We start from the raw sequence: 24,648 nt of genomic DNA, 5'->3' as shown, positions 1-24,648 counted from the left end.
TGCGACGCGGTCGAGGGGCTACTCGCCCGCGTAGGCGCCGGCGGCGTTGCCGTCGGTCAGGTCGTCCGAGACCTCGCCGCTGTCGTCGTCGCGTCCCTCGACGCGGACGGGGCGGTAGACGTGCATGCCGTCGATCTCGCCGTCGAGCTCCCAGACGACCTCGACCTCCTCGCCGTCGATGTCGGCGAGGCGGGTGAGGGAGCGCTGCGGGGAGCCGTCGATGAGTTCGAGGCGGATGCTCTCCTGCTCCGCGCCGCTGTCGAGCATGGCCGTGTACGTGGTGGTGTCCATCCCTCGACGCTAGCCAGGCGGTCGACGCACTCGCCACCCCTTGCGGCGTCCGTGCTTCCGCGTAGCGTCGGCAGCATGACCGACACCACCATCACCCCCGCCACGGACGACGACCGCGCTCAGATCACCGAGATCGTGAAGAGCGCGAAGATCGGACTCCTCACCACCGTCAACGAGACCGGGCAGCTCGTCAGCCGGCCGCTCGCCGCGCAGGACGTCGACTTCGACGGCGACCTCTGGTTCTTCACCCAGGACCCGTCGGCGAAGGTCGACGACATCCGCGCCAACCCGAGCGTCAACGTCGCGTTCGAGTCGAAGAAGGGCTACCTGTCGGTGGCCGGCTCGGCGACCGTCGTGCACGACCCCGCCAAGGTGGACGAGCTGTGGTCGCCCTCGATCTCGGCCTGGTTCCCCGACGGCAAGGACGACCCGAGCGTCGCGCTGCTGCGCGTCTCGGCCGAGACCGTCGAGCTCTGGGTGACCGACTCCCCCGCCCCCGTCGTGCTCTTCAAGGTCGCCAAGGCGGCCGTCACCGGCGGCCAGCCCGACATCGGCGAGAACCGCACCGTCTCCTTCGAGTAGCCGCGGCTCCTTCCCCTCCGCGAGATGCCACTTGTGCACGCTTTTCACGGCGTGTCGCGCTCATAAGTGGCATCTCGCGGAGGGGGGCAGGGGCTACGGGCCGCCGAAGCGCTCGGTGCGGACGCGGGCGGGGTCGTGGCCCTGGGCGACGAGGGCCGTCGCGACGGCCTCGACGAAGGCGGTGGGGCCGCAGACGTAGACCGTCGGCTCCTCGGAGGCGGGGATCGCCGTCGCGGCCAGCAGCTCGGGCGTGAGCCGACCCGCGGGACGGGCGGCATCGGGCGGGGCGACGCGGGTGTACACGAGCTCGGTCTCGACGCCACCGCGGTCGGCGGGCAGCTCGCCGAGTGCGCGCAGGTCGTCGCGGTAGTAGGCGAAGACGCTGGAGCGCACGGAGTAGAGCAGGCGCATCGGGGCGGCGCTGCCGACACGGCCGTGCTCGCGGGCCATCGCCATCAGCGGGACCAGCCCGCTGCCGCCGGCGATCAGCTGCACCGGCTCGGTCTGCTCGGGACGCCAGACGAACCAGCCGCCGATCGGACCGCGCACCTCGAGCCGGTCGCCGGCCTCCAGCCCCTCGACCAGGTACGGCGAGACCTCGCCGTCGTCGAGGCGCTCGACGGCCAGCTCGACGCGCTCGCCGTCGGAGGGCGCGCCGATGGAGTAGGAGCGGCTCGCCTGGTAGCCGTCGGGTGCGGTCAGCCGCACGTCGAGGTGCTGCCCGGCGAGGTGCCCGGGCCAGCCGGGGACGCGGAGCGCGATGAGGCGTGAGGTCGGAGTGAGCGGCAGGACCGACTCGGTCACCGCCTCCGTCCAGATCACCAGTAGCGCTCCTCCTTCCAGGGATCGCCGTGCATGTGGTAGCCGTTCTGCTCCCAGAAGCCGGGCTCGTCGCCGGGCATCAGGCGGAGGCTGCGGACCCACTTCGCGCTCTTCCAGAGGTAGAGGTGCGGCACGAGCAGCCGCGCGGGTCCGCCGTGCTCGGCCGCGAGCGGCGCGCCCTCGAACTCGGTCGCGATCCAGGCCTTGCCGTCGCGGATCTCGGAGAGCGGCAGGTTGGTCGTGTAGCCGCCGTAGCTCTGCGCCATCACGAAGCCGGCGTCACTCTCGATGCCGTCGAGCAGGAGGTCGACCGAGACGCCGCGCCAGTTGGTGGCGAGCTTGGACCAGCGCGTGACGCAGTGGAGGTCGGTGTGGATGTCCTCGCGGGGCAGCGCGGCGAACTCGTCCGCCGTCCAGCGGCGCACTCCGGCGGGGCCGGCGTCGATCGAGAAGGCCCATTCGTGGATGTTCGGGGTCGGCCCGATCGAGAGGACGGGGAAGCCCTTCTCCAGGTACTGGCCCGGCGGGATGTCCGGGTTCTGCTCGCGCTTGCCGAAGAAGCCCCGCGTGATGATGCCCATGTCCGCCTCAAGTCCTCGGGTGCGCCCCGGTCCGTGGATGCCGCTCGTCGCTCGCCAGGCTAGCGCGCGGCGCCCCGCTACCGCATCGGGCCGCGAGCAGCGAGCCCGCGACCGTGTCGGGGGTGGGTGCGAGGATCGGGCCATGAGCAGAACAGTCGTGCCGCCGTATCTCCTCGTCCGCATCGCCCGCCTCGACGACCCGGCGTTCGCCCGGGCCGCGCGGGCGGCCAGCCGCTCCCTCGAGCAGGACGTGCCCTTCCGTCGCGTCCGGCCGGGCGAGCCCTCCCCCGGGCGCTCGACCGCCACCGCGTCGCCGATCCCCCGCGCGGAGCGGGTCGCCGCCCTGCAGCGGACCATCTCGGACGCGCAGTCGACCGAGACCCTGCCCGGCACCGTCGTGCGCACCGAGGGCGCTCCCGCCACCGGCGACGCTGCGGCGGACGAGGCCTACGACGGGCTCGGGGCGATGTCCGACTTCCTGCAGCAGGCCTTCGGCCGCGACTCGATCGACGACGCCTGGCTGCCGCTGGACGCCACGGTGCACTTCGGCGAGGACTACGACAACGCCTTCTGGGACGGCTCGCGAATGGTCTTCGGCGACGGCGACGGGCAGGTCTTCCGCCGCTTCACGGTCTCGCAGAGCGTGATCGGCCACGAGCTGGCGCACGGGATCACGGAGTACACCGCGAACCTCGTCTACCGGGGGCAGTCGGGGGCGCTCAACGAGTCGATCTCGGACGTCTTCGGCGCGATGCTCGAGCAGTTCGGTGCCGGCCAGGGCGCGGCGGACGCGAGCTGGCTGATCGGCGAGGGCCTCTTCACCGACGAGGTGCAGGGCACCGCGCTGCGCTCGATGATCGCGCCGGGCACCGCCTACGACGACGACGTGCTCGGCAAGGACCCGCAGCCCGGCTCGATGGCCGACTACGTCGACACCGAGGACGACAACGGCGGCGTGCACATCAACTCCGGCATCCCCAACCGCGCCTTCGCGGTGGCGGCGATCGAGCTCGGCGGTCCCTCGTGGGAGCGCGCGGGGCAGGTCTGGTACGACGTGCTGACCGGCGGCGTGCTGACGGCGACGGCGGACTTCGAGGGCTTCGCCGCCCTCACCGTGGCCGCGGCGGCCGAGCGCTTCGGCGCCGGCTCCGAGGTCGAGGCGGCGGTCCGCGCCGGCTGGACGACGGTCGGGGTCGCGCTGCCGGAGTAGCCGCCTCCCCCTGCTGGTCGAGCAGCCGGCGCAGCCGCCTCCCCCTGCTGGTCGAGCAGCCGGCGCAGGGCCTCCCCATACTGGTCAGTAGCCCCGCAGGGCCTCTCCATGCTGGTCGAGTAGCCCTGCAGGGGCGTATCGAGACCCACCACCGTCAGCAGTCCGGTCTGCAGACTCGCCTCTCGGCGATGGTGGATCTCGATACGCCCGCTGCGCGGGCTACTCGATCAACATGGGGCGAACACTGCGCGGGCCACGCGGGTGGCATGGGCGCCGGCTGCGCGGACCACGCGAACAGCACGGGGCGCCCGATGCGCGGGCTGCTCGATCGGCATAGGTTGCCCGGTGCGCGGGGTGCTCGACCAGCATGCTGTGGGGGCGGGCGCGTACGATCGCGGCCATGGATGTGATCGTGTCGCGCAGTGGCGGCTTCGCCGGGCTCCGCCGGGTCTGGCGGATCGATGTCGATCAGCAGCCGGACGAGGGCGCCTGGCACGCTCTGATCGGCTCGCTCGACTGGGACGACCGGCCGCGCGCCGCGGCGACCCCCGCCGGGCGGCCCGACCGGTTCGTCTACGAGATCCGGGTGCAGACGCACACGGTGCGGCTCGGTGAGACGGAGCTCGACGGGGCCTGGCGCGAGCTGGTCGATCGGGTGAAGAGGGCGCAGCCGCGCTGAGGGGCGGCGGCGGGGAACGACGAAGGCGCAGACCCCGGTGAACGGGGGCTGCGCCTTCGGTGCTTTCGGGGTGGGTCTCGATACGCCCCTCCGGGGCTACTCGACCAGCATGGTCGGCCCCTCCGGGGCTACTCGACCAGCAGGAAAGGGCCGCCTCGGCGTCCTTCTCCTGGCCGCCGAGACGCAGGGCGGCATCGCCGCTCGTTGCGCCCCTGCGGGGCTACTCGACCAGCGGGCTACTTCGTGCCGAGGAGGTCGATCACGAAGATGAGGGTCTTGCCGGAGAGGGGGTGGCCTCCGCCGGCGGGGCCGTAGGCGAGGGCGGGCGGGCAGATCAGCTTGCGGCGGCCGCCGACCTTCATGCCGGGGATGCCCTGCTGCCAGGCGCGGATGAGGTTGTTCAGGGGGAAGTTGATCGACTGGTTGCGGCTCCAGGAGGAGTCGAACTCCTCGCCGGTGTCGTACTCGACGCCGAGGTAGTGCACGTCGACGGTGGAGCCGGGCTGGGCCTCGGCGCCGTCGCCGATGACGAGGTCCTCGACGACGAGGGTGTCGGGGGCCGGGCCGTCGGGGGCGTCGAGCTCGGGCTTGGTCAGGTTCTCGCTGCTCATGCTCTCCATCCTAGGAGGGACGCCCTGGACGCTCGATCCCCGCCGGCCGCCACTCCGACCGGCTCACTCGACCAGCGTGAGGCGCTGCGTCGGCCGGGTCATCGCGACGTACAGCGAGGCGGCGCCGCGCTCCTCCGCCGCGATCAGCCGCGGCCGGGCGATCACGACGGAGTCGAACTCGAGCCCCTTCGCATCGGCCGTCGAGAGCACGGCGACCGGACGGTCGAGTCCCCGGGAGCCGCGGCCGACCTCGCGGCCGAGCTCCTGCTCCAGCCGCGCGGTGATCGCGTCGAGCTCGTCGTCGGGCGCGATCACGGCGAGCGTGCCGTCCCCGATCGCGCGGTCCTCCAGGACGACGGCGAGCACCCGGTCGGCGAGCACGGCGTCGCCGCGGTCTCGCACGGTGCGGACCGGCCACTCCGTGGAGCGCACCGCCTCGCCCGGAGTGATCTCGAGTCCGTTCTCGCGCGCGGTGCGCTCGGCGTAGGCGACGATCTGCGCGGGCGTGCGGTAGTTGACGGTCAGCTCCTCGAGGCGCCAGGGCGCGGCCTCGCCGTCGCGGCCCTGACGGCCGAAGGTGTCGCGGAGGGCGGCGTCCCAGCTGGACGCGGCCGAGGCGCCGGAGGCCTGGGCGACGTCGCCGACGATGGTGAAGGAGCGCATCGGGCAGCGCCGCAGCAGCACCCGCCACTGCATCGGCGAGAGCTCCTGCGCCTCGTCGACCACGACGTGCCCGTAGGTCCAGGAGCGGTCGGCCGCCGCGCGCTCGGCGGTGGTGCCGACGCTGGTGCGCTCGGCGAAGCCCGCGGCGAGGTCCTTGGCGTTCACGAGCCCGTCGACGCCCATGTTGCGGATCGCGGCCTCGGCGTTCTCGACGTCGCGGCGGCGCTGCTCCTTCTCGGCCTTCTTCTGGGCGTCGGCGTGGTCGTCGTAGGCGCCGAGGAGCTCGGCCGCCTCGTCGAGCAGCGGCACATCGGAGACGGTGAAGGCCGCGTCGCGGTCGCGGCGCAGCAGGGCGCGCTGCTCGGGAGTCCAGCGCGGGGTGAGCGAGGCGAACCAGTTCGGCCTCGCGTAGAGGTCCTGCAGCAGCTTCTCCGGGGTGAGCGGGATCCACGCGGTGTTGAGGGCGACGCGGACGTCGTACGCGGTGCGGACGTCCTCGCGGAGCACGGCCTCGTCGGCCTCGTCGACCGTGTTGCCGTGGCTGCGCAGCTGGTCGGCGAGCTGCCGCGTCAGCTGGGTGATCATCGCCTTGACGAAGGTGACGCGGGCCTCGTTGTGCGGCTTGCGCGAGTCGCGGGCGCGGGTGATCGCCCGCTCGACCTCGTGCGGCTCGAGCCGAAGCTTCTCGCCGTTGACGTCGAGGACCAGCGTCTCGGCCGGGACCGCCTGGCGCGAGCGGACGGCGCGCTTGAGCAGCTCGGCCATCCGCGCGGAGCCCTTGACCCGGGCGACCGCGGGGCGGTCCTCCTCGATCAGGTCGAGGCCCGGATAGAGCTGGCCGAGGGTGGAGAGCACGACGCCGGTCTCGCCGAGCGAGGGCAGCACCGCCTCGATGTAGCGCAGGAAGGAGCGCGACGGCCCGACGACGAGGACACCCGAAGATGCGATCCGGTCGCGGTGCGAGTAGAGGAGGTAGGCGGCGCGGTGCAGCGCCACCGCGGTCTTGCCGGTGCCCGGGCCGCCCTGCACGACGAGCACGCCGCGCAGCTCGGAGCGGATGATGCGGTCCTGCTCGCTCTGGATGGTCGCGACGATGTCGTGCATCCGCCCGGTGCGCTGGGCGCCGAGAGCCGCCATCAGCGCGCCCTCACCCTGGAGCGCCGTGCCCTCGCGGAGCAGCTCCTCGTCGAAGACCTCGTCCTCGAAGCGGATCACCTCGCGGCCGCGGAGGGTCAGGTGCCGGCGGGCGCGGGTGCCCATCGGCCGGGCGGCGGTGGCCTGGTAGAAGGCGGCCGACTGGGGAGCGCGCCAGTCGAGCAGCAGGGTGTCCTGCTCGTCGTCGCGGAGGCCGATGCGGCCGATGTAGCGGTGCTCCGTCTCGGCGTCGGCGAGGGTGAGCCGGCCGAAGGCGAGGCGGTCGTCGGCGCCGGAGAGCGAGCGGATGCGGTCCTCGTAGAGGCGCGCGAACGCGTCGCGCTCGGACCGGCTCTGGTGGTTGCCGCCGACGCTCTCGATCCGGACCGAGTCGAGCGCCTCCCTGGACTGCGCGATCAGCTCGTCGAGGCGGGCGTAGAGCCCCGCCACGTACGCGCGCTCGCGCGAGAGCTCGGACTCGAGGATCGTGTCGCTGTCCGTCATCGTGCGCCCTTCCCTGCCGGTTCCGCGGTCTCGGGCGGGAGGCGGATGCGCTCCGGGGACCGTCAAAAACAGGCGGTCCAGTCTAACGACCGCGCGGGTGCCGACCCGCGCGACGGGGCTTCTCGCGCCTCGCCGTGGGCGAACGGCGCCGCCCTCTTGCGGACGGCCGCCGAGAGGCGCATGCTGTCGGTCAAGAAGAGCTCGACGCCCCGTCAGAGCAGCCGGCCCTGCCGCTGCCGCAGGGCGTCGAGGTCTTTAACGGGCAGGTTCGCGCGGCCCCGTCCCCGCTCCTCCTGAGAAGCTTCTCAGTGATCCGTGCGAGCTGCTGCGATGATGAGTGCGGGAACCTCAGGGCTCTCGACCGCCTGCCCGCGCACGGCCACGCCCTCGGGAGCCCGCATGACTCCGACACCCGCGCCCGCCCCGGTGCGCCGCCTGCGCTCCGTCCGGGTGCGGATCCTCGCGGCGATCCTGGTCGTCACCGCGCTCGGCCTGCTGGTCTCGGGGGGCGCGTCGTTCCTGCTGCAGCGCGACCGGATCCTCGCCTCGATCGACGAGGAGCTGCGCCAGCAGGTCGAGAGCGTGCGCACGATCGTGGAGTCGCCCGCCGAGGCGACTCGGATCGAGCCGGACGAGTCGCCGCTCACCGCGGCTCCCACGGACGGCTCCGGGTTCACCGACATCGACGCCCTGCTGCGGACCGTCCTCGGGCAGGTGCTGCCGCGGCTGGACGGGAGCACCGTGGGCCTGGTCGACGGAATCGCCCGCTGGGAGCCGCAGCCCTACGCCCTCAGCTTCCTGCTCGACGACGACCCCGACTTCCTCGCCCGCGTGTCGGGAGAGACGGCGGCGGGAGCGACGGTGCTCGGCTGGGGCGAGACGGAGGACGGGACGCTCCGCTACGCCGCCGTGCCCCTGCGCGTCGAGGGCTCGGACGCGGCCGGGGTGTACGTGACGGCGGTCGACACCGACGCTCGGCTCTCCGACCTCGCGGACGTGTCGCGGAGCTACGCCGTGATCGCCGCGCTGGCGCTCGCGGCGACGGGACTCGTGGGCTGGTTCGTCGCGGGCCGCCTGCTCTCCCCGATCCGCGAGCTGCGGCGCACCGCGTCCCGGATCACCGCGACCGATCTCGGCGAGCGGATCCCGGTCGGCGGAGACGACGACGTCTCCGACCTGACCCGCACCGTGAACGACATGATCGGGCGGCTCGAGGGCTCGTTCGACGCACAGCGGCGGCTGCTGGCGGACGTGCGCCACGAGCTGGGCACGCCGATCACGATCGTCCGGGGCCACCTCGAGCTCGTCGACGCCCGCGACCCCGGCGACGTCGAGGCCACTCGCGCCATAGCGCTCGACGAGCTGGACCGGATGGGGAACCTGCTGGACGACATCGCCGAGCTGTCGGAGGCCGAGCGCGAGGACCGCGTCCCGCTGCAGCCGGTCGACGTCGGCGAGCTCACCCGGCGGGTGCTGGCGAAGGTCGCGGTGATCCCCGGACGCGACTGGCGGGCAGGGCCCGTGGCCGAGGTGCAGATGGACGCGGATCCGGCGCGGCTCACCCAGGCCTGGCTGCAGCTGGCCGACAACGCCGCGAAGTACAGCCCGGAGGGCTCGGCGGTCGTGCTCGGCAGCGAGCGGCGCGGCGACCGGGTCGAGCTGTTCGTCACCGACGAGGGACCCGGGATCCCGGCCGCGGCGCGCGAGCGGATCTTCGAGCGCTTCGGCCGCGTCGACGACGGTCGCGGCATCCGCGGCTCCGGGCTCGGCCTCGCGATCGTCTCCGCGATCGCCCGCGCGCACGGCGGCCGGGTCGAGCTCGACTCCGTCCCCGGCCGCGGCACCCGCTTCGCGCTCTCGCTCCCCCTCGAGCGGCGCTCCCCCGCCGACGACGAACCGACCGACGTTCCCCCGAGAGGACGAGCACAGTGAGCACCATCCTCATCGCCGAGGACGAGGAGCGCATCGCCGCCTTCGTCGAGAAGGGCCTGCGCTCGGCCGGCTACACGACGACCCGGGCGGCGCGCGGCGACGACGCGCTCGCGTATCTGCGCAGCGGCGGGTTCGACCTCGTGCTGCTGGACGTCGGTCTGCCCGGCATGGACGGCTTCGCCGTGCTGCGCACGCTGCGGGCAGAGGGGGCGACACTGCCGGTGATCATGCTGACGGCGCGCAGCTCCGTCGCCGACACGGTCGAGGGGCTCGACCTCGGCGCGAACGACTACCTCGCCAAGCCGTTCCGCTTCGACGAGCTGCTCGCGCGGATCCGGGTGCGGCTGCGCGACGCAGCGGCGGGCTCGGGTCCGGCCGAGGACGACGGCCTGCTCGTGCACGGCGGAGTGACCCTCGATCTGCGCTCTCGCCGGGCGACGGTCGAGGGCAGCACGCTCGACCTCTCGGCGCGGGAGTTCGCGCTGGCGGAGGAGTTCCTCCGCCACCCGGAGCAGGTGCTCAGCCGGGAGCAGCTGCTGAGCCGGGTCTGGGGGTTCGACTTCGATCCGGGCTCGAACGTCGTCGACGTCTACGTGCGGTATCTGCGCGGCAAGATCGGGGCCGAGCGGATCGAGACGGTGCGCGGCATGGGCTACCGGATGGTGGGCTGAGGCGGAGCGGTCCTCCACCGGCGCCGAGCGGTACCGGGACGGGCACCGTCGTCAGTCGTCCGTGTCGTCGTCGATGTCGTCATCCGGGTCGTCGGTGTCCTCGTCGTCGCCGTCGTCGTCCCCGTCGGCCGGCGCGGGGGCCGGGACCGGCACGACCGGGACGGGGGCGGTGCCGCCGCCCTGCTCGGCGGCCGGGCTCTGCGGGGCCGGTGCGGCCGGTGCCGCGGGCGCGGTCGTGGCGGCGGGGTCCACGGCGGCGGGATCGGTCGCGGCGGGATCGGCGCCGGCCGGATCGCCGGCCGGATCGGTGCTCGACGGGTCGGCGCCCGGGGTCTCGCCGGCACCGGGGGCGCGGCTCGGTCCGACGACGGGCGTCGAGCCGATCTCGGTGACCTGCGGGGGCTGCTGCAGCGCGCTCGCGACGGTGACGACTCCCCCGGCGATCGCGGCCAGGCAGAGGGCCGCCGCGGCGGCGAGCAGGACGGGCCCGCGACGGGGCATCGGCGTCTCCTGATCGGTCGTGTCGGGATCGGGGCGGCGGAACGGGTTTCCTGATGATCTTCTCATGGAGCGATGATCCTTCCAGCGAGGCGGGTGAGCGAGTGGGCGGCCGACGAGCGCCAGGCCGGGCGGAAGAGGTAGAGGCAGGCGAGGCGGAACCGGGTCGCGGTCTCGCAGGCCGCGAGGCGCTCGGGCGAGGCGCCTGCGTGCTCGGCCGCCCGGTCCACCACGGCGGCGGCCCGGGTGGCGAGATCCGCGGGCAGCAGGCCCTGCGCGGTGCGCAGCCGCAGGTGGGCCCGCAGGTTGCCGAGGTCGAGCGCCGCCTCGGCCCGTGCGGCGGTGTCGAGGTCGAGCAGGGCGAGCCCGCTCTCCGCGACCAGCAGCTGCTTGTCGTGCAGGTCGCGATGGGAGAGCACGAGCGGCTCGACGGGCCCCGCGAGGAGTGACTCCGCCACCCGCTCGGCGGCCGCGAGCACCTCGGCGCGCAGCCCGGGGAGGAGCAGTGGCGCGGCGAGGGCCGCCCAGCGCGTGACGACGGCGGCCTCCGCCTCCGGGCCGTGCTCGGGCAGCTCGGCCGGCGCCGCGGGCAGGAGCGCCCAGCCCTCGGCCCAGCGCCCCCAGAGCGCACGCCACTGGACGGCGGTGGTCCGCGGGTCGGAGCCGACCTCGAGGACGGTGCGTCCGGGCAGCGCCGAGAAGCGGACGAGTCCCTCCGGGTCGTCCGGGCGGTGCAGCAGCCGCGGCAGGTCGAAGCCCGCGGCGAACGCCTCGGCGCTCCGGTGGGCCGCGGCCACCGCGGGGGCGGCCTGCGGGCGGAGGACCTTGAGGAAGCTGCTGCCGTCTGCGGCGCGCACCACGGCACGGCGGCCGGGCCGGTGCACGATCACGGCCCCCTCACGGCGGGCGTGCTCGAGCGCCGGGAGGCGGCGGTCGGTGCCGACCGGGAGCAGCCGGACACCTCGCTCGGCGGTCCAGCGGCCGGCGCGCACCTCGGGCGAGCCGGCGGTGCGGGCCTCGAGATCCGCTCCGTCGCGGGACGGCCAGGCGCGCGAGACGGTCCACCTCACGCCGTCCTCGACGACCTCGGCGGGAACGGCGGGCGCCGCGCTCAGCGCACTCGGCAAGCTCAGCAGGTCCGGGGCGGTCGTCATCCGAGCACCTCCTCGGCGCGGGCGACGGCGTCGTCGAGGCGCTCGCGCCAGTCCGGCAGCGCGGTGCGGAAGGGCTCGACCGCGCGCAGCAGCACGCTCGAGGCCGTGCGACGTCGCAGCGCCGCCTCGTCGATGACTCCCCCGGCTGCCAGGTAGGCGTCGAGCAGCGCCTCCGCGAGGGCGGAGCCGGGGGCCTCGGCCGCGACCAGCCCGCCGAGATCGCGCTCGGGCTCGTCGCGACGGACGCGGTCGAAGTCGATCAGGCGGACGCCGTCGCCGACGAGGACCTGGTCGGCGGAGAAGTCGCCGTGCACGACGACCGAGCGGGCGGGGGCCTCGACGGCCAGGGCCGCGCCGAGTCGCTCGAGGCGCGGAGCGAGGCCCGGCGCGAGGTCGACGAGCGCGCGGACCGCCGTCGCGACCTCGTCGCGGGAGCCGCCGGGCACGCGCACTCCGCGCACCTCGTGCAGCCGGGCGAGTGCCGCGCCGGCGGCCTCGGCGCCGCCGGCCGAAGGGTGCTCGGCGAGATCGCCCTCGCCCCACCACGGAGTCGACGCCGCTCCGGAGCCGAGCACCGTCGGCACGAGCACCGGCACGCCCTGCGCGGCCAGCTCCGCCTGCACGCGCGCGACCTCGGCGACCGAGGCGGCGGCTCCGCGCGGCACGATCTTGACGACGCGCGACCCGTCCGCCAGGACCAGCCGGCGGTGCGGATTGTGCCGGAGCACCTGCGAGCGCTCGAGGAGTCCCGCCTCGGCGAGCGCGAGACGCCGCAGGGTCGGCGAGAGCTCGCGATCGGCGCGCACCGGTCCGCTCACGGCCGCGAGCCTCGGGTGCTCGCGCAGCTCGACGCCCACGCGGGCGGCGCGCTCGCGCGTCTTGTCGAGCTTGGCCGGGTCGGCGTAGGAGGCGATCCAGCCCGGGCCGTCGGCCGAGTCGAAGGCGACCACGACGTCCGCGGAGCGCTTCCAGCGGCGGCGGGTGACCCACACGGGACGGCCCAGGGCCTCGGCGAGGCGCCGGGGGTCGAGGAGCTCGGCGAGCGCGGGCAGCGCCGGGTCGCGGCGGGCGAGGTCGGCGACGGCCGCCTCCGTGACGGTGGTCGTGACGGCGGTCGTGACGGCGGACCTGTCGGCGCCGGTGCGGGCGCTCATGCGCGCACCTCCGCTCCGGGCTCGGTCGCCGCGGCGCGATGGAACCAGGCGGCGACGCGGGAGTCGCGGCCGAGCAGCTCCTCGGGTGTCCCGTCCTCGACGATGCGGCCGTCCTCGAGCCAGAGCAGGCGGTCGGCGCCCGCGATCGCGGCGGGGTCGTGGGTGATCGAGATCGTGGTGCGGCCGCGGGTGAGCTCGGCGAGCGACTGCGCGACCTGGGCGCGCGCCTCCGGATCGAGCCCGGTCGTCGCCTCGTCGAGGACGACCACCGGCGCGTCGCGGAGCAGCGCACGGGCGATGGCGATCCGCTGACGCTGCCCGCCGGAGAGGGTCCCGCCGCGCTCGCCGAGCACGGTCTCGAAGCCGTGCGGCAGCGCCAGCACGAAGTCGAGCGCGTTCGCGCGGCGGGCGGCCTCCTCCACGTCGGCGTCGCTCGCGTCGAGGCGTCCGTAGCGGATGTTCTCGCGGACCGTCGTGGCGAAGAGGACCGAGTCCTGCAGCAGCAGCGAGATGCTCGAGCGCAGGCTCGCGAGCGTCGCGTCGCGCAGATCCGTCCCGTCGATCGCGATGCGGCCGCGGCGCGGGTCGGAGGCGCGTACGAGCAGGCTCACGAGCGTCGACTTGCCGGCACCCGAGGCACCGAGCAGGCAGACGCTCTCGCCGCCGCGCAGCTGCAGCGACAGGTCGGTGAAGAGCGCGCGGCCGTAGCCGTCGTCGACGCCGATCGCCTCGAACGAGACGGCACCCGCCGTCGTGACCAGCGCTCGCGCGCCCGGGCGGTCGTGCACCTCGATCTCCTCGTCGAGGAGGTCGGCGACCCGCTCGCCCGAGGCGGCGGCGCGCGCGATCCGGCCGGTGTACTTCGCGAGGTCCTTCAGCGGGCGCATCGCGATCTTGAGGTACATCGTGAAGACCACGAGATCGCCCGGAGTCATCTGCCCCTCGAGCACCCGCCAGCCGCCGCCGGCCAGCACGAGGGCGGTCGCGGCGCCGACGATCACGTCGGTCCGGCGCTCGAGCGCGGCGGCGAGCCGCCGGGCCTTCACCCCCTGGTGCAGCGCCGTCGCGTTGCCGCGGTCGAACGCGCCGCCCACCTCCTTCTCCAGCCCGTAGGCCTGGACGACGCGGATCGCGCCGAGGGTCTGCGCGGCGGTGTCGGCCAGCGCGCCCTCGCCCTTGCGGGTGGAGCGCGAGGCGCTGGTGATCGAGCTCGAGCTGCGGCGGGAGGAGACGAGATAGACGATCGCCGCGCCGATCACGACCAGGGTGAGCAGCGGATCCAGCCACAGCATCACGACGGTCAGGACGACCAGCGTGATCACGTTGCCGACCAGCGGGAGCCCGGCGGTGACCGCGACCTCCTGCAGCCGGCCGATGTCGCCGACCAGCCGCTGCACCGTGTCACCGGCCGAGGAGACCGTGTGGTACCGCAGCGAGAGGGCCTGCACGTGCGCGAAGACGCGGGCGCGGAGCGCGGTCGCGACCCGCGAGCCGACCAGCGCGAAGGCGATCGTGGAGAGGTAGGCGGTGATCGCGCGCAGGCCCACCAGGCCGAGCAGGATCGCGCCGCAGGCGACGAGGAGGCCGATGGTGGCGGGCGGGGTGCCGGCGTTGGCGCCGGCCGTGGCGCCCAGGCTCGCGCTGACGCTGTCGATCACGATCTTCAGCGGCCACGGCTCGAGGACCCGGAGGATCACCTCGGCCAGCAGCGCGACGAGGCCGCCGAGCATCAGAAAGCGATGCTCGCGCAGGTGCGGGCGAACGATGCCGAGGCTGCGGCGGAGGGCGCCGGGGTCGGGGGTGCTGCGGCTCGCGCGGCTCATGCGGCGGCCTCCTCGGTGCTGTCGGTGCTGGTGCCGGTGCCGGTGCGCACGTCGTCGGTGCGCCTGCCCGCGGGACGATCCGCGGGGACGGCGGCGAGGATCCGCTCGAGCACCCGCGACCAGTCGTGCTCGGTGACCGCGTCGGCTCGGGCGGCGGCGCCCATCGCGCGGCGGCGGGCGGGGTCGGCGGCGAGGTCCGCGACGGCCGCGGCGAGCGCCTCCGGCCGCCCCGGCTCGACGACGAGGCCGGTGACCCCGTGCCGGAGGATCGCGGGGATCTGCCCGACCGCGGTGGCGATCACGGGCAGACCGGCGGCCAGGTACTCGTAGACCTTGAGCGGCGAGAAGTAGTCCTGGCCCTCGCGGGCCGGGTAGGGCGCGACGCCGACGTCGAGGCGGGCGAGCTGCGCGGGCATGTCCGCGGGGGCGACGGCGCCGGTGAACTCGACGTCGAGGCCGAGGCGACCGGCCTGCTCGCGCAGGGCCGGTCCCTCCGGGCCGTCGCCGATCACCAGGAGGCGGACGCGCTCGGGGTCGAGCAGCGCGACGGCGTCGAGCAGGCCGCCGACGCCGTGCCACGGCTTGAGGGTGCCGACGAAGCCGACGACGAGCGGGCCGCCGGAGCGCGCGGGGCCGGGCTGGATGCGGCGGGTGTTCACGCCGTTGGGCGCGACCAGCGGTGCGGCGGCGCCGTGCTCGGCGGCCCAGCGGGCGACGGGCTCGGAGACGCAGGCGACGACCGCGGCCGAGGACAGCACCGCGCGGGTCGCCTGCTCCGCTCGCGCCTCGTCGACGAGGACGCGGTGCTCGCGCTGCTCGTCGATCAGCGGCGCGTTCACCTCGAGCACCGCGGGGACGCCCAGGGCACGCGAGACCAGGGCGGAGGCGCGGCTGAAGAGGGAGTAGCGCTCGTGCACGAGGTCGCAGCCGTCGAGCACGACCGCCTCGGCGAGGTGGGCGGCGGCCTCCTCCACGGCGCGCTCGCGCGCGGCCGGGTCCTGCACGCGGGTGCGGTGCTCCAGCACCTCGACGTCCTCCAGGTCGGCGGGGACGCTGTCGCCGGCCCGGGCGCAGAAGACGCGGACCTCGTCGCCGCGCGCGCGGTAGGCCCGGAGGATCTCCTGGGCGTGGACCGAGGAGCCCTTGCTGCCGAAGACCGGCACGCCGGGGTCGGCGCAGACGAACGCGACGCGCATCAGGCCGCCTCCGCCGCGGGCCGGGCGGGCGCGGTCGCGGTCGCGGGCGCGGGCGCGGGCGCCGCGAGGGTCAGCGCGGCGAGCGTGCGCGCCTGCCCTCGGGAGTCGAACTCGCGCTCCACCAGCGCGCGGGCGCGGGCGGCGATCCCGGCGGTGTCGAAGTCGGGATCCACCACCCGTTGCAGCGCGCGGGCGAGGTCGTCCGCGCGGCCCGGACGGCAGAGGACTCCGGTGTCGCCGTCGCGGATCACCTCGGGGATCCCGGTGACCGCGGTCGAGATGCAGGGCACCCCGGTCGCCATCGCCTCCAGCAGCACGGTCGGCAGACCGTCGGCGTTGCCGTCGGCGCCGACCACGCAGGGAGCGACGAAGACGTCGGCGCGGCGCAGCAGCTCCGCGACCTCGTTCTGCGGCACCGGGCCGAGCAGCCGGACGCTCCCGTCGAGGCCGGCGGCGCGGATCCGCTCGGCGAGCGCGTCGTGCAGCTCGCCTCCGCCCGCGATCTCGACCTGGACGGCGGTCCCGCCGAGGGCGAGCATCGCGACGGCGTCGACGAGCACCGAGAAGCCCTTCTTCTCGACCAGCCGGCCGACCGCGGCGACCCGGAGCACGCCGGTCCGCTCGGGCCGCGGCGAGAAGGCGAAGCGCTCGAGCTCGAGCCCGTTGTAGACCCGGTGCACCCGGGCGCTCGCGGCCGGGAAGCGCGCGGCCAGGTGCAGCACGTTGTAGTCGCTGACCGTGACGGCGAACCGGGCGCCGGCGAGCTTGCGCTCCAGGTCCGCGGCGTCGACGGACTCGTGGAAGAGGTCCTTGGCGTGCGCCGTGAAGGAGTAGGGCACTCCGGTGAGCAGCGAGGCGAGCCGGGTGACCGTGGTGGCGCTCGAGGCGAAGTGCGCGTGCAGGTGCGTCACGCCCTCGCGCTGGACGGCGGCGGCGAGCTGCACGGCCTGCGCCGCGTCCTCCGGGCTCGCGCGCAGCAGCTCCGGCAGCAGCCGGCCGACGGCGGCCAGCAGCTCGGGCGACTGCTCGGCGGCCCGCAGGCCCTGCCAGAGCGCGGACGCCTTGACCGGCTTGTCGAGGTAGCGCACCGGAGCGCTCACCCGGGCGAGCTCGGGGTGGAAGCGCGGGTCGTCGGGCGCGCGCAGCGAGAAGATCACCAGGTCCTCCCCCGCGGCCTCTCGGGCCAGGATCTCGGAGACGACGAAGGTCTCGGAGAAGCGCGGGTAGACCTTGAGGACGTAGGCGGTGCGGGGCATCGGGGCTCCTCCGGAGGCGGTGGCGGACGGGACAGGGGCGGCGGGCGGGGTGGGGGCCGGAGCGTCAGACGGCACGGTCCGCCTCCTCGACCGCGGTGCCGCGGGCGGCGGTGACGAGACGGGCGGCGAGCGGACCGACGGCGGCGAGACCGTCGAGGTCGATCCCCGTGCGCTGCACCTCGGTGCCGACCCTCGCCGCGAACCAGGCGCCGAGCCGCTCGGCGCTGACCTCGGCGGACGCGAGGACCTCGACGGCGCCGCGGGCCTCGAGCGCCTCCGCCCGCAGCCGCTGCTCCTGGCGGCGGTGCGAGCGCGGCACGATCAGGGCCGGCACCGTGGTGCTCATCACCTCGCAGACGGTGTTGTAGCCGCCCATGCTCACCACGGCGGAGGCCCGGCGCAGCAGCGCGAGCGCGTCCGGGACCGAGCGGACCACCGTGGTCGCGGGGCCGGCGGCGGCGCGGATCGCCCGCCGGTGCTCGGCCGGCATCTGCGGTCCGGTGACGACGACGTGTCGGTAGCCGACCGGCACCTCCGCCGCGACCGCCGCCTCGGCGATCGCCCGGCCGTCCGAGCCGCCGCCGACGGTGGTGAGGACGAAGGGCTCCTCGACCACGGAGTGACCGGCGCCGAGCCGGCCGTTCGCGAGGAAGCCGGTGTGCTCGACGAGGTCGTGCAGCCCACGCGGGATCTCGCCGGTGGCCGCCGGGTCGTGCACGGTCGGGTCGCCGTAGACCCAGACGGCGTCGTACAGCTCGCGGACGGCACCGGCCCCGCCGATCGCCTTCCACTCGGCCGAGGTCGCGGAGCGGCGGTCGAGCACGTCGCGCAGTCCGAGCACGACGACCGCGGCGGGATTCGCAGAGCGGACGGCGCGCAGCGCGGGCTCGAGCTCGCCGTGCACTCCGAACGCGTGCCGGTCGACGATCACCAGGTCGGGGGCGAAGGCGGCGAGACCGGCGCGGACGACGTCGCCGCGCAGGCTCGTCAGGGTGCGCAGCTCGACGTCGAGGTGGCGCGAGCGGTAGCCCTGCTCGCCGGTGGTGACGCCGGGGAGCGCGAGCCAGTCCCAGCCGTCGGGCGCGGCGAACGCCGTGGCGGAGGACTGACCCGTCACCAGCAGGCCGGTCACCTCCTCGCCGAGCAGCTCGGGCAGGGCGCCGTTCAGGGCGTGCGCGAGGGCGACGTTGCGCCGCACGTGGCCGAGCCCCACCGAGTCGTGCGAGTACAGGGCGATGCGGATGACCATGTCGTTCCCCTCGAAGGCGATGAGCGCGGCCCGGTGGCCGCGGCGGATCCTCGACCCGTGCTCACAGCCTCCCGACGGGGCGTAAGCCGGGTGTGAGACGAAGATGAGAGCCGTCTCATCTGCGGCCGTCGATCCCCTCGGCTCCCTCGGCCCCCTCGGGAAGAGAAGCGGCCGCCCCCGCGTTGCAGGATGCATGCCTTCGACGAGCAGCACTGTCACCGCCCCCTCCCGCGCCTCGATCGACACCACCGAGTCGGCCCGCGCCGGCTGGGAGTCGTGGCTCGCGCGCCGCGCCGAGCGGGTCACCGGCCCGCGCGGCGACCTGGCCCTGGTCGAGACCCGCTGGCTAGAGCCGGGCGAGAGCGTCGACGACGAGGCCGCGCTGGCCGGCTACGGGCCGACCGCGACCCTCACCCGGATGCGCCGCGCGAGCCTGGACACCGGCGAGGAGGAGTACGGCTACCGCGTCTGGGACGCGGCCTCCGAGGGCATCCGCTCGTTCGACGCGATCGAGACCTTCCCCTTCGACGCCGCCTGGGTGCTCGAGGCCTGGTTCGAGCCGGTCGACGACGCGCGCACCATCCCGTTCGAGCACCTCCGCGACAACGGGGCGACGCGCGACCTCGTCGTGCCCGGCGACATCACCTTCTCGCTCGTCGACGACGGGCGGGCGCACGAGTACACGGTCGCCGCGTTCGACGACGGCGGCACGCTGCTCGTCCCGTTCGGCGACCCGACCAACCGCAGCGACGACCCGGAGCTGAAGAGCTATCCGGTGGGCCGGTTCCTCGTGGTGCAGCGCCTGGGCGGAACAGCGGACGCCGGTACGCCCGGCCCGGTGCTGCTCGACTTCAACCGCGCCTACATCCCGCCGTGCGGGTTCTCGCCGCACTACAACTGCCCGCTGCCGCCCGCGCCGAACCGCCTCGGCGTCGCTGTGACGGCCGGTGAGCGCCGGGTGCTGCGCGCGGGCTGAGGTCGGCCGACTGCGGGTCAGCACGGGGCGATCGACGATCGGCCCTCCGCCCGGAGCGATCAGCGCAGGGTGATCAGTTCAGGGCGATCAGCGCAGAGCGAGAAGGCGGTCGAGCGCCTCGGGCAGCCGGCGCAGCACCGAGACGTGGCCGTCGTCGGGGTGCTCGATCAGCTCGGCGGTCGGGAGCAGCGCCCGGAGACATCGGGCGTGGTGCGCCGGGATCACCCGGTCGAGGCCGCCCTGCACGAGGACGACCGGGCAGCGGATCGCCGCGAGGTCGACTCCCCACGGCGCGGCGAAGGCGACGTCGTCGTCGATGAGGCCGCCGTCGCCCCACTGCTCCGAGCGCGCGACGTCCTCACCGAGGGCCGCCCACTCCTCCTCGAGGGCCGCGTAGTCGGCCGCGACGAACGACTCGGGGTCGAACTCGTCGGTCTCGGCGAAGCGGGCGCGCGCCTCGCGGCCGTCGCGCGCCGAGGTGAGGCCGCCGGGAGCGGCCATGCCGTCGAACCAGGCGGGGTCGCCGTCGTCCGGGGCGGGTGAGGCGAGGACGGCGACGCCGTCGACCCGGTCGGTGAGCAGTGCGGCGCAGGCCAGGGCGTGCGGGCCGCCGCCCGAGGCGCCCGCGGTGAGGATCCGGTCGAGTCCCAGCGCGTCGAGCACGGCGCGGACGTCCTCCGCCGCGGAGGCGACGTCGCGGCCCGGCCGCGCGGTCGAGCCGCCGTAGCCGGGGCGGGCGGAGGAGAGGAGGCGGAGTCCGCGCGCGCGGGCGGCCTCGAGCACCGGCGCGAGCAGGGCGCCGGTCTGCGGGGAGCCGTGCTGCCAGAGCAGCGGCCGCCCCTCGTCGCCGCTGTCGTGGACGACGAGCGTCCTGCCGTCGGCGGTCGCGACCTCGATGGTGGGGGCCATGTGCTGCTCCTGTCCTCTCGCGGACCCCGCGGCCCGCTGATCCCCCGGTCCGGACCGCTCAGCCGCCGGTGAGCGCCGCGCGGCGGGCGACGAGCTCGTCGAGCAGCACCCGCTCGTCGACGGCGGCAGCCCGCCCGCCGCGCCCGGCGAGCTGCTGCTGGCGCACGTGCGCGAGCCTCGTCGCGGAGCGGATGAAGCCGCGCATCGCCCGTGGCCGGTCGCCCCCCGCCACCCGGGCCCAGCGCGCCGCGGTGCGACGCCCCTCGGCGGTGCCGATCATCCGCACCTCGGTCGGCGAGAGCCAGCCGGCAGCCGCGTAGTCGCCGAGTCGCTCGAGCGTGACCCGCCGCTCCTGCCGGCGCAGGAGCGCCACGACCACGACCGCGACGACGAACAGTGGCACCTGCACGACCCCGTAGAACCCGAACCAGTCGGCGACCAGGAAGGACGAGCCGTTCCAGAGCGCGTGCAGGAACGCCGCGAGGGCGAGTCCCAGGAGCGCGATCGGCAGGCGCGCGGCCGGCGGGCGGCTCATCGCGAACCCGAGGGCCGCACCGGTGCAGGACGTGAAGAGCACGTGCGCGAAGGGCGACAGCACGCCGCGGAGGAAGAACGTGACGGCGAGCGAGCCGAGACCGCCCTCCACCAGCGCGCTGCCGAAGTAGAGGATGTTCTCGACGAAGGCGAAGCCGGAGGCGACGACCGCTGCGTAGACGATGCCGTCGACCGGTCCGTCGAAGCTGCGGCGCCAGATCAGCAGGATCAGCAGGACGCCGAGGCCCTTCGCGGACTCCTCGACGATCGGCGCCTGGATCACGGCGCCGACGAAGTCCGACTCGCTCGGCTGCGCACCGGAGGCGTAGACCGCGATCTGCACGCCGAGGTCGACCAGCAGCGAGATGGCCACCGAGCCGGCCGCTCCCCAGAGGAAGGCGAACCAGAGGCCGAGCGGTGCTTCGGGCTCCCAGCGGTCGACCCAGCGGACGCCGGCCAGCACGACGAGCAGCGGCACCAGGGCGACGACCGCGCAGATCCCGGCCGCGGTCGCGCCGAGCCCGGAGACGACGTAGGCGAGGACCAGCAGGAGCAGGACGCCCAGCAGCGCGACGCCGATCGCGCCCAGCACCGTCGGGACGATCGAGGGGCGTGCGGGGGCCGGCGGCGGGTAGGCGCTCATGGGGTCCGAGAGTAGGGCACCGGCGGGCGCGCGGTCCGGCGGTTGACAGGGGGTGCGGGTGTGGCCGGCCATGCTGATCGAGTAGCCCGCGCAGCGGGCGTATCGAGATCCACCACCGTCAGAAGCCCGGTCTGCAGACCTGCCCTGCTGGTCACGCCGGGTGTCGATACGCCCCTCCGGGGCTACTCGACCACCATGACCTCGTCGATGCGGGAAATCCATGCTGATCGAGTAGCCCGCGGAGCGGGCGTATCGAGATCCACCACCATGAAGAGGGGCGCCGCGGCATCCTTCCCTCGCCACCGAGTCGCGAAGCGGCTCCGTCGTGCGGGTGGGCAGCTGCACAGCTCGCGGGGCCGTGTCCGATTCCCGCGATCCTCCAGGCGCGAGGCGTGCCAGGCTCGGAGCATGGTCGAGGATCCGCTGTTCGAGGAGCGCTACCGCGCGGTCGCCTCGCGCGACTCCCGCTTCGATGGCCGCTTCATCACCGGGGTGCACTCGACCGGCATCTACTGCCGCCCGAGCTGCCCCGCCACCACGCCCCGCCCCGCGAACGTGCGGTTCTACCCGACCGCGGCCGCCGCGCACGAGGCGGGCCTGCGCGCCTGCAAGCGCTGCCTCCCCGATGCGGTGCCCGGGTCGCCCGAGTGGAACCTGCGCGACGACACCGCGGCGCGCGCGATGCGGCTGATCGGCGACGGCGTGGTCGACCGCGAGGGCGTCGAGGGGCTGGCCGGGCGCCTGGGCTACGGCTCGCGCCAGCTCGGGCGGATCCTGCGCGTCGAGCTGGGCGCGCCTCCGCTCGCCCTCGCCCGGGCGCAGCGGGCGCAGACCGCGCGGCTGCTGCTCACCGGCACGGAGCTGCCGGTGTCGGAGGTGGCGTTCGCCGCGGGATTCGCGAGCATCCGGCAGTTCAACGCGACGATCCAGGAGGTGTACGAGCGGAGCCCGAGCGCACTGCGGGCCTCGGCCCGGGGAGGCCGGTCGGAGGCGGCTGTGCACGCGGGCGCGACGACGCTCGAGCTGCGGCTCGCCGTGCGGGCGCCGTTCGATCCGGGCGTGCTCGCCGTCCTCGGCGCCGACGCAGTTCCGGGGCTCGAGGAGGCGGGGCCGGGCCAGTACTCGCGCTCGCTCGCGCTGCCCGGCGGCCCGGCGATCGTGCGGCTCGAGCAGGACGGCGAGGCTATCCGCTGCACCGCGACCCTGGTCTCGGTGGCCGATGTCGGACCCCTGGTCGCGCGGGTGCGCCGGCTGCTCGACCTCGACGCCGACTCCGCCGCGATCGACGAGGCGCTCGGCGCCGATCCGGTGCTGGCGCCGCTGGTCTCCGCGACTCCCGGGATCCGACTGGCGGGCTCCGTCGACCCGGCCGAGACCCTGCTGCGCGCGCTGATCGGGCTCGGTGCGCCGACCGCGGTCGCGCGCACGGCGCTGACCCGGCTGATCGCGGCGCTCGGCGAGCCGCTGCCCGTCGGCCTCGCCGCCGGCGGCGTCACCCACGCGTTCCCTTCCGCCGCGGCGATCGCGGAGAACGGAGCGGACGTGCTGCGTGGCTCCGAACACCGGGTCCAGACGGTCCGGCGGAGTGCGGCCTTCCTTGTCGACGGCACACTGCGCCTGGACGCGGGCCTCCGCCGTGAGGATCTGGTGGAGCGCCTGCTCGCCGTCGACGGCATCGACCCGGCCACGGCCGCGTCCGTCGCGGCGCGGATCACCGGCGACCCGGACGTCTTCCCGGCCCACGACCGCGCCGTCCGCGCCGGCGCCGCCGCACTCGGCCTCCCCTCGACTCCCCGAGCCCTCGCCGCGGCCGCTCGCCCCTGGGCGCCCTGGCGCAGCTACGCCGCCCGCCACCTCGCCGCGAGATGCCACTTGTGAGCGCGACACGCTGAGAAACGCGGTCACAAGTGGCATCTCGCGGAATGCGGACCACGACGCACCAGCACTGAGAGCGACCCGCTCGGGTGATGCGCCTCGGCAGCCGCGCTCAGGCGCTCCCCGCGAGATGCCACTTGTGAGCGCGACATGCCGAGGAAGGCGTGCACAAGTGGCATCTCGCGGAGGGAGGGGGCGGGCTACTCCGTGGGGGGCTCGATGATCGGGAGGGCCGCGGTCATCGCCTCGATGCCGGAGAGGCGGGCGGGCGAGATGAGGCGCAGGACCTCCTCGCGGGACATCAGCCCGGCCTCGACGACGAGGTCGGCGACGTTGCGGCCGGTGGCGAGCGCGGCCTTCGCGATGGCCGCCGACGCGGTGTAGCCGATGCTCGGGGTCAGCGCGGTCACGACGCCGACGGAGGAGGCGACCATCGCCTCGAGCCGGTCGACGTTCGCGGTGATGCCGTCGATGCAGTTGATGCGCAGGGTGAGGCAGGCCTGGGTCATCCAGGTGATGCTCTGCAGGAGCGAGTGCGCGATGACGGGCTCGAACGCGTTCAGCTGCAGCTGACCCGCCTCGGCCGCCATCGTCACGGTGACGTCGGCGCCCGCCACCGAGTAGGCGACCTGGTTGACCACCTCGGGGATCACCGGGTTCACCTTGCCGGGCATGATGCTCGAGCCCGCCTGGCGCGACGGCAGGTTGATCTCGCCGAACCCGGCCTGCGGACCGGAGGAGAGCAGGCGCAGGTCGTTGCAGATCTTCGACAGCTTGATGGCCGAGCGCTTCAGCGCGCTCGAGAACGACATGAAGACGCCGGTGTCGCTGGTGGCCTCGACGAGGTCCTGCGCCATCTCGAGGTCGAGGTCGGTGAGCTCGTTGAGGTGCCGGACGGCGGCGGCGCCGTAGCGCGGGTCGGCGGTGATGCCGGTGCCGATCGCGGTGGCGCCGATGTTGACCTCGGCGAGCAGCCAGATCGTCTCGGAGAGGCGCGCGTGGTCCTCGCCGAGCGTGGTGGCGAAGCCGTGGAACTCCTGGCCGAGGGTCATCGGGACGGCGTCCTGCAGCTGGGTGCGGCCGACCTTGAGGACGCTGCCGAACTCGACGGCCTTCCGCGAGAACGCGGCCTGGAGCAGGGCGAGCTCGTCGAGCAGGCGGCGCAGCGACCAGGTCATCGCGATCTTGATCGACGTCGGGTAGACGTCGTTCGTCGACTGGCTGCGGTTCACGTCGTCGAGCGGGTGCAGGAAGGCGTAGTCGCCCTTGGGGCGCCCGGCGATCTCGAGAGCGACGTTGGCGACGACCTCGTTCGCGTTCATGTTGGTCGAGGTGCCCGCGCCGCCCTGGATCACGCCGACCACGAACTGGTCGTGGAACTCGCCGTCGATGATCCGGCGGCAGGCCTGCTCGATCAGCTCGGCCTTCGCCGGGGCGAGGCTGCCGATCTCGGTGTTCGCACGCGCGGCGGCGAGCTTGACGGTCGCGAGTGCGCGGACCAGATCGGGGTAGATCGAGATCGGGCGCTTGGAGATCGGGAAGTTGTCGAGCGCCCGAGCGGTGTGGATGCCCCAGTAGGCGTCGGCCGGGATGTCGAGCGGGCCGAGCGAGTCGGTCTCGGTGCGGGTGGCGGCGTCCACGGGGGGTCCTTCCGGCGGGGCCTGCAGGGCGGTGCCCCGCAGGTCGTTACTCACGGGGTCG

22 protein-coding genes are annotated in these 24,648 nt (G+C 74.6%); 7 read left to right on the top strand and 15 right to left on the bottom strand.

Going from position 1 to position 24,648, the window contains the following annotated elements:
• Positions 1 to 18 precede the first annotated feature (18 nt).
• Positions 19 to 291, bottom strand: coding sequence for a hypothetical protein (locus EDF17_RS17940; RefSeq protein WP_123447899.1), 273 nt, complete (start codon positions 289 to 291; stop codon positions 19 to 21).
• A gap of 75 nt (positions 292 to 366) precedes the next feature.
• Between EDF17_RS17940 and EDF17_RS17935 the strand changes: the two genes are divergently transcribed.
• A complete protein-coding gene (locus tag EDF17_RS17935) occupies positions 367 to 873 on the top strand; it encodes a pyridoxamine 5'-phosphate oxidase family protein (protein WP_123447900.1) in 507 nt (168 codons plus the stop codon).
• Positions 874 to 966: 93 nt separating this feature from the next.
• Here EDF17_RS17935 and EDF17_RS17930 read toward each other — a convergent pair whose 3' ends face one another.
• Positions 967 to 1,695 carry a ferredoxin reductase gene (locus EDF17_RS17930; protein ID WP_243598642.1) on the bottom strand — a complete coding sequence of 243 codons (729 nt, stop codon included), beginning with the start codon at positions 1,693 to 1,695 and terminating at the stop codon, positions 967 to 969.
• Complete coding sequence (locus tag EDF17_RS17925) at positions 1,692 to 2,276, bottom strand: molybdopterin-dependent oxidoreductase (protein WP_123447901.1); 585 nt, start codon at positions 2,274 to 2,276, stop codon at positions 1,692 to 1,694. The genes EDF17_RS17930 and EDF17_RS17925 overlap by 4 nt, the downstream gene beginning before the upstream one ends.
• Before the next feature lie 142 nt (positions 2,277 to 2,418).
• Between EDF17_RS17925 and EDF17_RS17920 the strand changes: the two genes are divergently transcribed.
• Together EDF17_RS17920 and EDF17_RS17915 are read left to right on the top strand one after the other, a co-directional pair.
• The gene (locus EDF17_RS17920) at positions 2,419 to 3,486 is read left to right on the top strand and encodes a M4 family metallopeptidase (RefSeq protein WP_123447902.1); all 1,068 of its coding nucleotides are present in this window, start codon (positions 2,419 to 2,421) and stop codon (positions 3,484 to 3,486) included.
• Positions 3,487 to 3,886: 400 nt separating this feature from the next.
• Entirely contained in the window at positions 3,887 to 4,165 is a 279-nt protein-coding gene (locus tag EDF17_RS17915; RefSeq protein ID WP_123447903.1) for a protealysin inhibitor emfourin, read from the top strand.
• Positions 4,166 to 4,401: 236 nt separating this feature from the next.
• Here EDF17_RS17915 and EDF17_RS17910 read toward each other — a convergent pair whose 3' ends face one another.
• Both EDF17_RS17910 and EDF17_RS17905 read right to left on the bottom strand, forming a co-directional pair.
• Positions 4,402 to 4,776: an FKBP-type peptidyl-prolyl cis-trans isomerase gene (locus tag EDF17_RS17910; RefSeq protein WP_123447904.1), complete on the bottom strand. Its 375-nt coding sequence runs from the start codon at positions 4,774 to 4,776 to the stop codon at positions 4,402 to 4,404.
• 63 nt (positions 4,777 to 4,839) lie between these two features.
• Positions 4,840 to 7,077: a UvrD-helicase domain-containing protein gene (locus tag EDF17_RS17905; RefSeq protein WP_123447905.1), complete on the bottom strand. Its 2,238-nt coding sequence runs from the start codon at positions 7,075 to 7,077 to the stop codon at positions 4,840 to 4,842.
• A 399-nt stretch (positions 7,078 to 7,476) separates the two neighbouring features.
• On the opposite strand from EDF17_RS17905, the gene EDF17_RS17900 reads away from it, so the two are divergent.
• Complete coding sequence (locus EDF17_RS17900) at positions 7,477 to 9,009, top strand: HAMP domain-containing sensor histidine kinase (RefSeq protein ID WP_123447906.1); 1,533 nt, start codon at positions 7,477 to 7,479, stop codon at positions 9,007 to 9,009.
• Positions 9,006 to 9,680, top strand: coding sequence for a response regulator transcription factor (locus tag EDF17_RS17895; protein WP_123447907.1), 675 nt, complete (start codon positions 9,006 to 9,008; stop codon positions 9,678 to 9,680). The genes EDF17_RS17900 and EDF17_RS17895 overlap by 4 nt, the downstream gene beginning before the upstream one ends.
• Before the next feature lie 51 nt (positions 9,681 to 9,731).
• Here the strand turns inward: EDF17_RS17895 and EDF17_RS17890 are convergent, their stop codons facing one another.
• The 7 genes from EDF17_RS17890 to EDF17_RS17860 all read right to left on the bottom strand — a co-directional run bounded on the left by EDF17_RS17890 (position 9,732) and on the right by EDF17_RS17860 (position 18,010).
• Positions 9,732 to 10,247 (bottom strand): hypothetical protein, encoded by a 516-nt coding sequence (locus EDF17_RS17890; RefSeq protein WP_133672144.1) that lies wholly within the window; start codon positions 10,245 to 10,247, stop codon positions 9,732 to 9,734.
• Positions 10,244 to 11,332 (bottom strand): hypothetical protein, encoded by a 1,089-nt coding sequence (locus tag EDF17_RS17885; protein WP_123447909.1) that lies wholly within the window; start codon positions 11,330 to 11,332, stop codon positions 10,244 to 10,246. The genes EDF17_RS17890 and EDF17_RS17885 overlap by 4 nt, the downstream gene beginning before the upstream one ends.
• Entirely contained in the window at positions 11,329 to 12,486 is a 1,158-nt protein-coding gene (locus EDF17_RS17880) for a hypothetical protein (RefSeq protein ID WP_123447910.1), read from the bottom strand. Before EDF17_RS17880 ends, EDF17_RS17885 begins: the two co-directional genes overlap by 4 nt.
• On the bottom strand, positions 12,483 to 14,309 hold the full coding sequence (locus EDF17_RS17875; RefSeq protein ID WP_123447911.1) for an ABC transporter ATP-binding protein: 1,827 nt from the start codon (positions 14,307 to 14,309) through the stop codon (positions 12,483 to 12,485). The genes EDF17_RS17880 and EDF17_RS17875 overlap by 4 nt, the downstream gene beginning before the upstream one ends.
• Positions 14,306 to 15,505, bottom strand: a complete 1,200-nt coding sequence (locus EDF17_RS17870) for a glycosyltransferase family 4 protein (RefSeq protein WP_123447912.1) — start codon at positions 15,503 to 15,505, stop codon at positions 14,306 to 14,308. The genes EDF17_RS17875 and EDF17_RS17870 overlap by 4 nt, the downstream gene beginning before the upstream one ends.
• Positions 15,505 to 16,761 (bottom strand): glycosyltransferase, encoded by a 1,257-nt coding sequence (locus EDF17_RS17865; RefSeq protein WP_123447913.1) that lies wholly within the window; start codon positions 16,759 to 16,761, stop codon positions 15,505 to 15,507. The genes EDF17_RS17870 and EDF17_RS17865 overlap by 1 nt, the downstream gene beginning before the upstream one ends.
• Before the next feature lie 64 nt (positions 16,762 to 16,825).
• Positions 16,826 to 18,010: a glycosyltransferase gene (locus EDF17_RS17860; RefSeq protein WP_123447914.1), complete on the bottom strand. Its 1,185-nt coding sequence runs from the start codon at positions 18,008 to 18,010 to the stop codon at positions 16,826 to 16,828.
• A 193-nt stretch (positions 18,011 to 18,203) separates the two neighbouring features.
• Here EDF17_RS17860 and EDF17_RS17855 point away from each other — a divergent pair, with 193 nt between their 5' ends.
• Complete coding sequence (locus EDF17_RS17855; protein WP_123447915.1) at positions 18,204 to 18,986, top strand: DUF1684 domain-containing protein; 783 nt, start codon at positions 18,204 to 18,206, stop codon at positions 18,984 to 18,986.
• 87 nt (positions 18,987 to 19,073) lie between these two features.
• Here EDF17_RS17855 and EDF17_RS17850 read toward each other — a convergent pair whose 3' ends face one another.
• On the bottom strand, positions 19,074 to 19,895 hold the full coding sequence (locus EDF17_RS17850) for an alpha/beta fold hydrolase (protein ID WP_123447916.1): 822 nt from the start codon (positions 19,893 to 19,895) through the stop codon (positions 19,074 to 19,076).
• Positions 19,896 to 19,953: 58 nt separating this feature from the next.
• Positions 19,954 to 21,072 carry a PrsW family intramembrane metalloprotease gene (locus EDF17_RS17845; protein ID WP_243732960.1) on the bottom strand — a complete coding sequence of 373 codons (1,119 nt, stop codon included), beginning with the start codon at positions 21,070 to 21,072 and terminating at the stop codon, positions 19,954 to 19,956.
• A 408-nt stretch (positions 21,073 to 21,480) separates the two neighbouring features.
• On the opposite strand from EDF17_RS17845, the gene EDF17_RS17840 reads away from it, so the two are divergent.
• Positions 21,481 to 22,950 (top strand): Ada metal-binding domain-containing protein, encoded by a 1,470-nt coding sequence (locus EDF17_RS17840; RefSeq protein WP_123447917.1) that lies wholly within the window; start codon positions 21,481 to 21,483, stop codon positions 22,948 to 22,950.
• A 197-nt stretch (positions 22,951 to 23,147) separates the two neighbouring features.
• Here EDF17_RS17840 and EDF17_RS17835 read toward each other — a convergent pair whose 3' ends face one another.
• On the bottom strand, positions 23,148 to 24,587 hold the full coding sequence (locus tag EDF17_RS17835; RefSeq protein ID WP_208645113.1) for an aspartate ammonia-lyase: 1,440 nt from the start codon (positions 24,585 to 24,587) through the stop codon (positions 23,148 to 23,150).
• Positions 24,588 to 24,648 lie beyond the last annotated feature (61 nt).

It is taken from the genome of Rathayibacter sp. PhB1 (assembly GCF_004362935.1).
In the GTDB taxonomy this organism is placed as follows: domain Bacteria; phylum Actinomycetota; class Actinomycetes; order Actinomycetales; family Microbacteriaceae; genus Rathayibacter; species Rathayibacter festucae.
Note: the sequence above shows the minus strand (reverse complement) of the source record. Positions and strands in the feature narration are given on the sequence as shown.

Bases quoted from the DNA above. Each gene is read 5' to 3' on its own strand.
- EDF17_RS17935 (WP_123447900.1), top strand. From the start codon at position 367: ATGACCGACACCACCATCACCCCCGCCACGGACGACGACCGCGCTCAG.
- EDF17_RS17940 (WP_123447899.1), bottom strand. From the start codon at position 291: ATGGACACCACCACGTACACGGCCATGCTCGACAGCGGCGCGGAGCAG.
- EDF17_RS17910 (WP_123447904.1), bottom strand. From the start codon at position 4,776: ATGAGCAGCGAGAACCTGACCAAGCCCGAGCTCGACGCCCCCGACGGC.
- EDF17_RS17850 (WP_123447916.1), bottom strand. From the start codon at position 19,895: ATGGCCCCCACCATCGAGGTCGCGACCGCCGACGGCAGGACGCTCGTC.
- EDF17_RS17905 (WP_123447905.1), bottom strand. From the start codon at position 7,077: ATGACGGACAGCGACACGATCCTCGAGTCCGAGCTCTCGCGCGAGCGC.
- EDF17_RS17860 (WP_123447914.1), bottom strand. From the start codon at position 18,010: ATGGTCATCCGCATCGCCCTGTACTCGCACGACTCGGTGGGGCTCGGC.
- EDF17_RS17875 (WP_123447911.1), bottom strand. From the start codon at position 14,309: ATGAGCCGCGCGAGCCGCAGCACCCCCGACCCCGGCGCCCTCCGCCGC.
- EDF17_RS17865 (WP_123447913.1), bottom strand. From the start codon at position 16,761: ATGCCCCGCACCGCCTACGTCCTCAAGGTCTACCCGCGCTTCTCCGAG.
- EDF17_RS17885 (WP_123447909.1), bottom strand. From the start codon at position 11,332: ATGACGACCGCCCCGGACCTGCTGAGCTTGCCGAGTGCGCTGAGCGCG.
- EDF17_RS17890 (WP_133672144.1), bottom strand. From the start codon at position 10,247: ATGAGAAGATCATCAGGAAACCCGTTCCGCCGCCCCGATCCCGACACG.
- EDF17_RS17920 (WP_123447902.1), top strand. From the start codon at position 2,419: ATGAGCAGAACAGTCGTGCCGCCGTATCTCCTCGTCCGCATCGCCCGC.
- EDF17_RS17900 (WP_123447906.1), top strand. From the start codon at position 7,477: ATGACTCCGACACCCGCGCCCGCCCCGGTGCGCCGCCTGCGCTCCGTC.
- EDF17_RS17855 (WP_123447915.1), top strand. From the start codon at position 18,204: ATGCCTTCGACGAGCAGCACTGTCACCGCCCCCTCCCGCGCCTCGATC.
- EDF17_RS17840 (WP_123447917.1), top strand. From the start codon at position 21,481: ATGGTCGAGGATCCGCTGTTCGAGGAGCGCTACCGCGCGGTCGCCTCG.
- EDF17_RS17925 (WP_123447901.1), bottom strand. From the start codon at position 2,276: ATGGGCATCATCACGCGGGGCTTCTTCGGCAAGCGCGAGCAGAACCCG.
- EDF17_RS17870 (WP_123447912.1), bottom strand. From the start codon at position 15,505: ATGCGCGTCGCGTTCGTCTGCGCCGACCCCGGCGTGCCGGTCTTCGGC.
- EDF17_RS17845 (WP_243732960.1), bottom strand. From the start codon at position 21,072: ATGAGCGCCTACCCGCCGCCGGCCCCCGCACGCCCCTCGATCGTCCCG.
- EDF17_RS17915 (WP_123447903.1), top strand. From the start codon at position 3,887: ATGGATGTGATCGTGTCGCGCAGTGGCGGCTTCGCCGGGCTCCGCCGG.
- EDF17_RS17880 (WP_123447910.1), bottom strand. From the start codon at position 12,486: ATGAGCGCCCGCACCGGCGCCGACAGGTCCGCCGTCACGACCGCCGTC.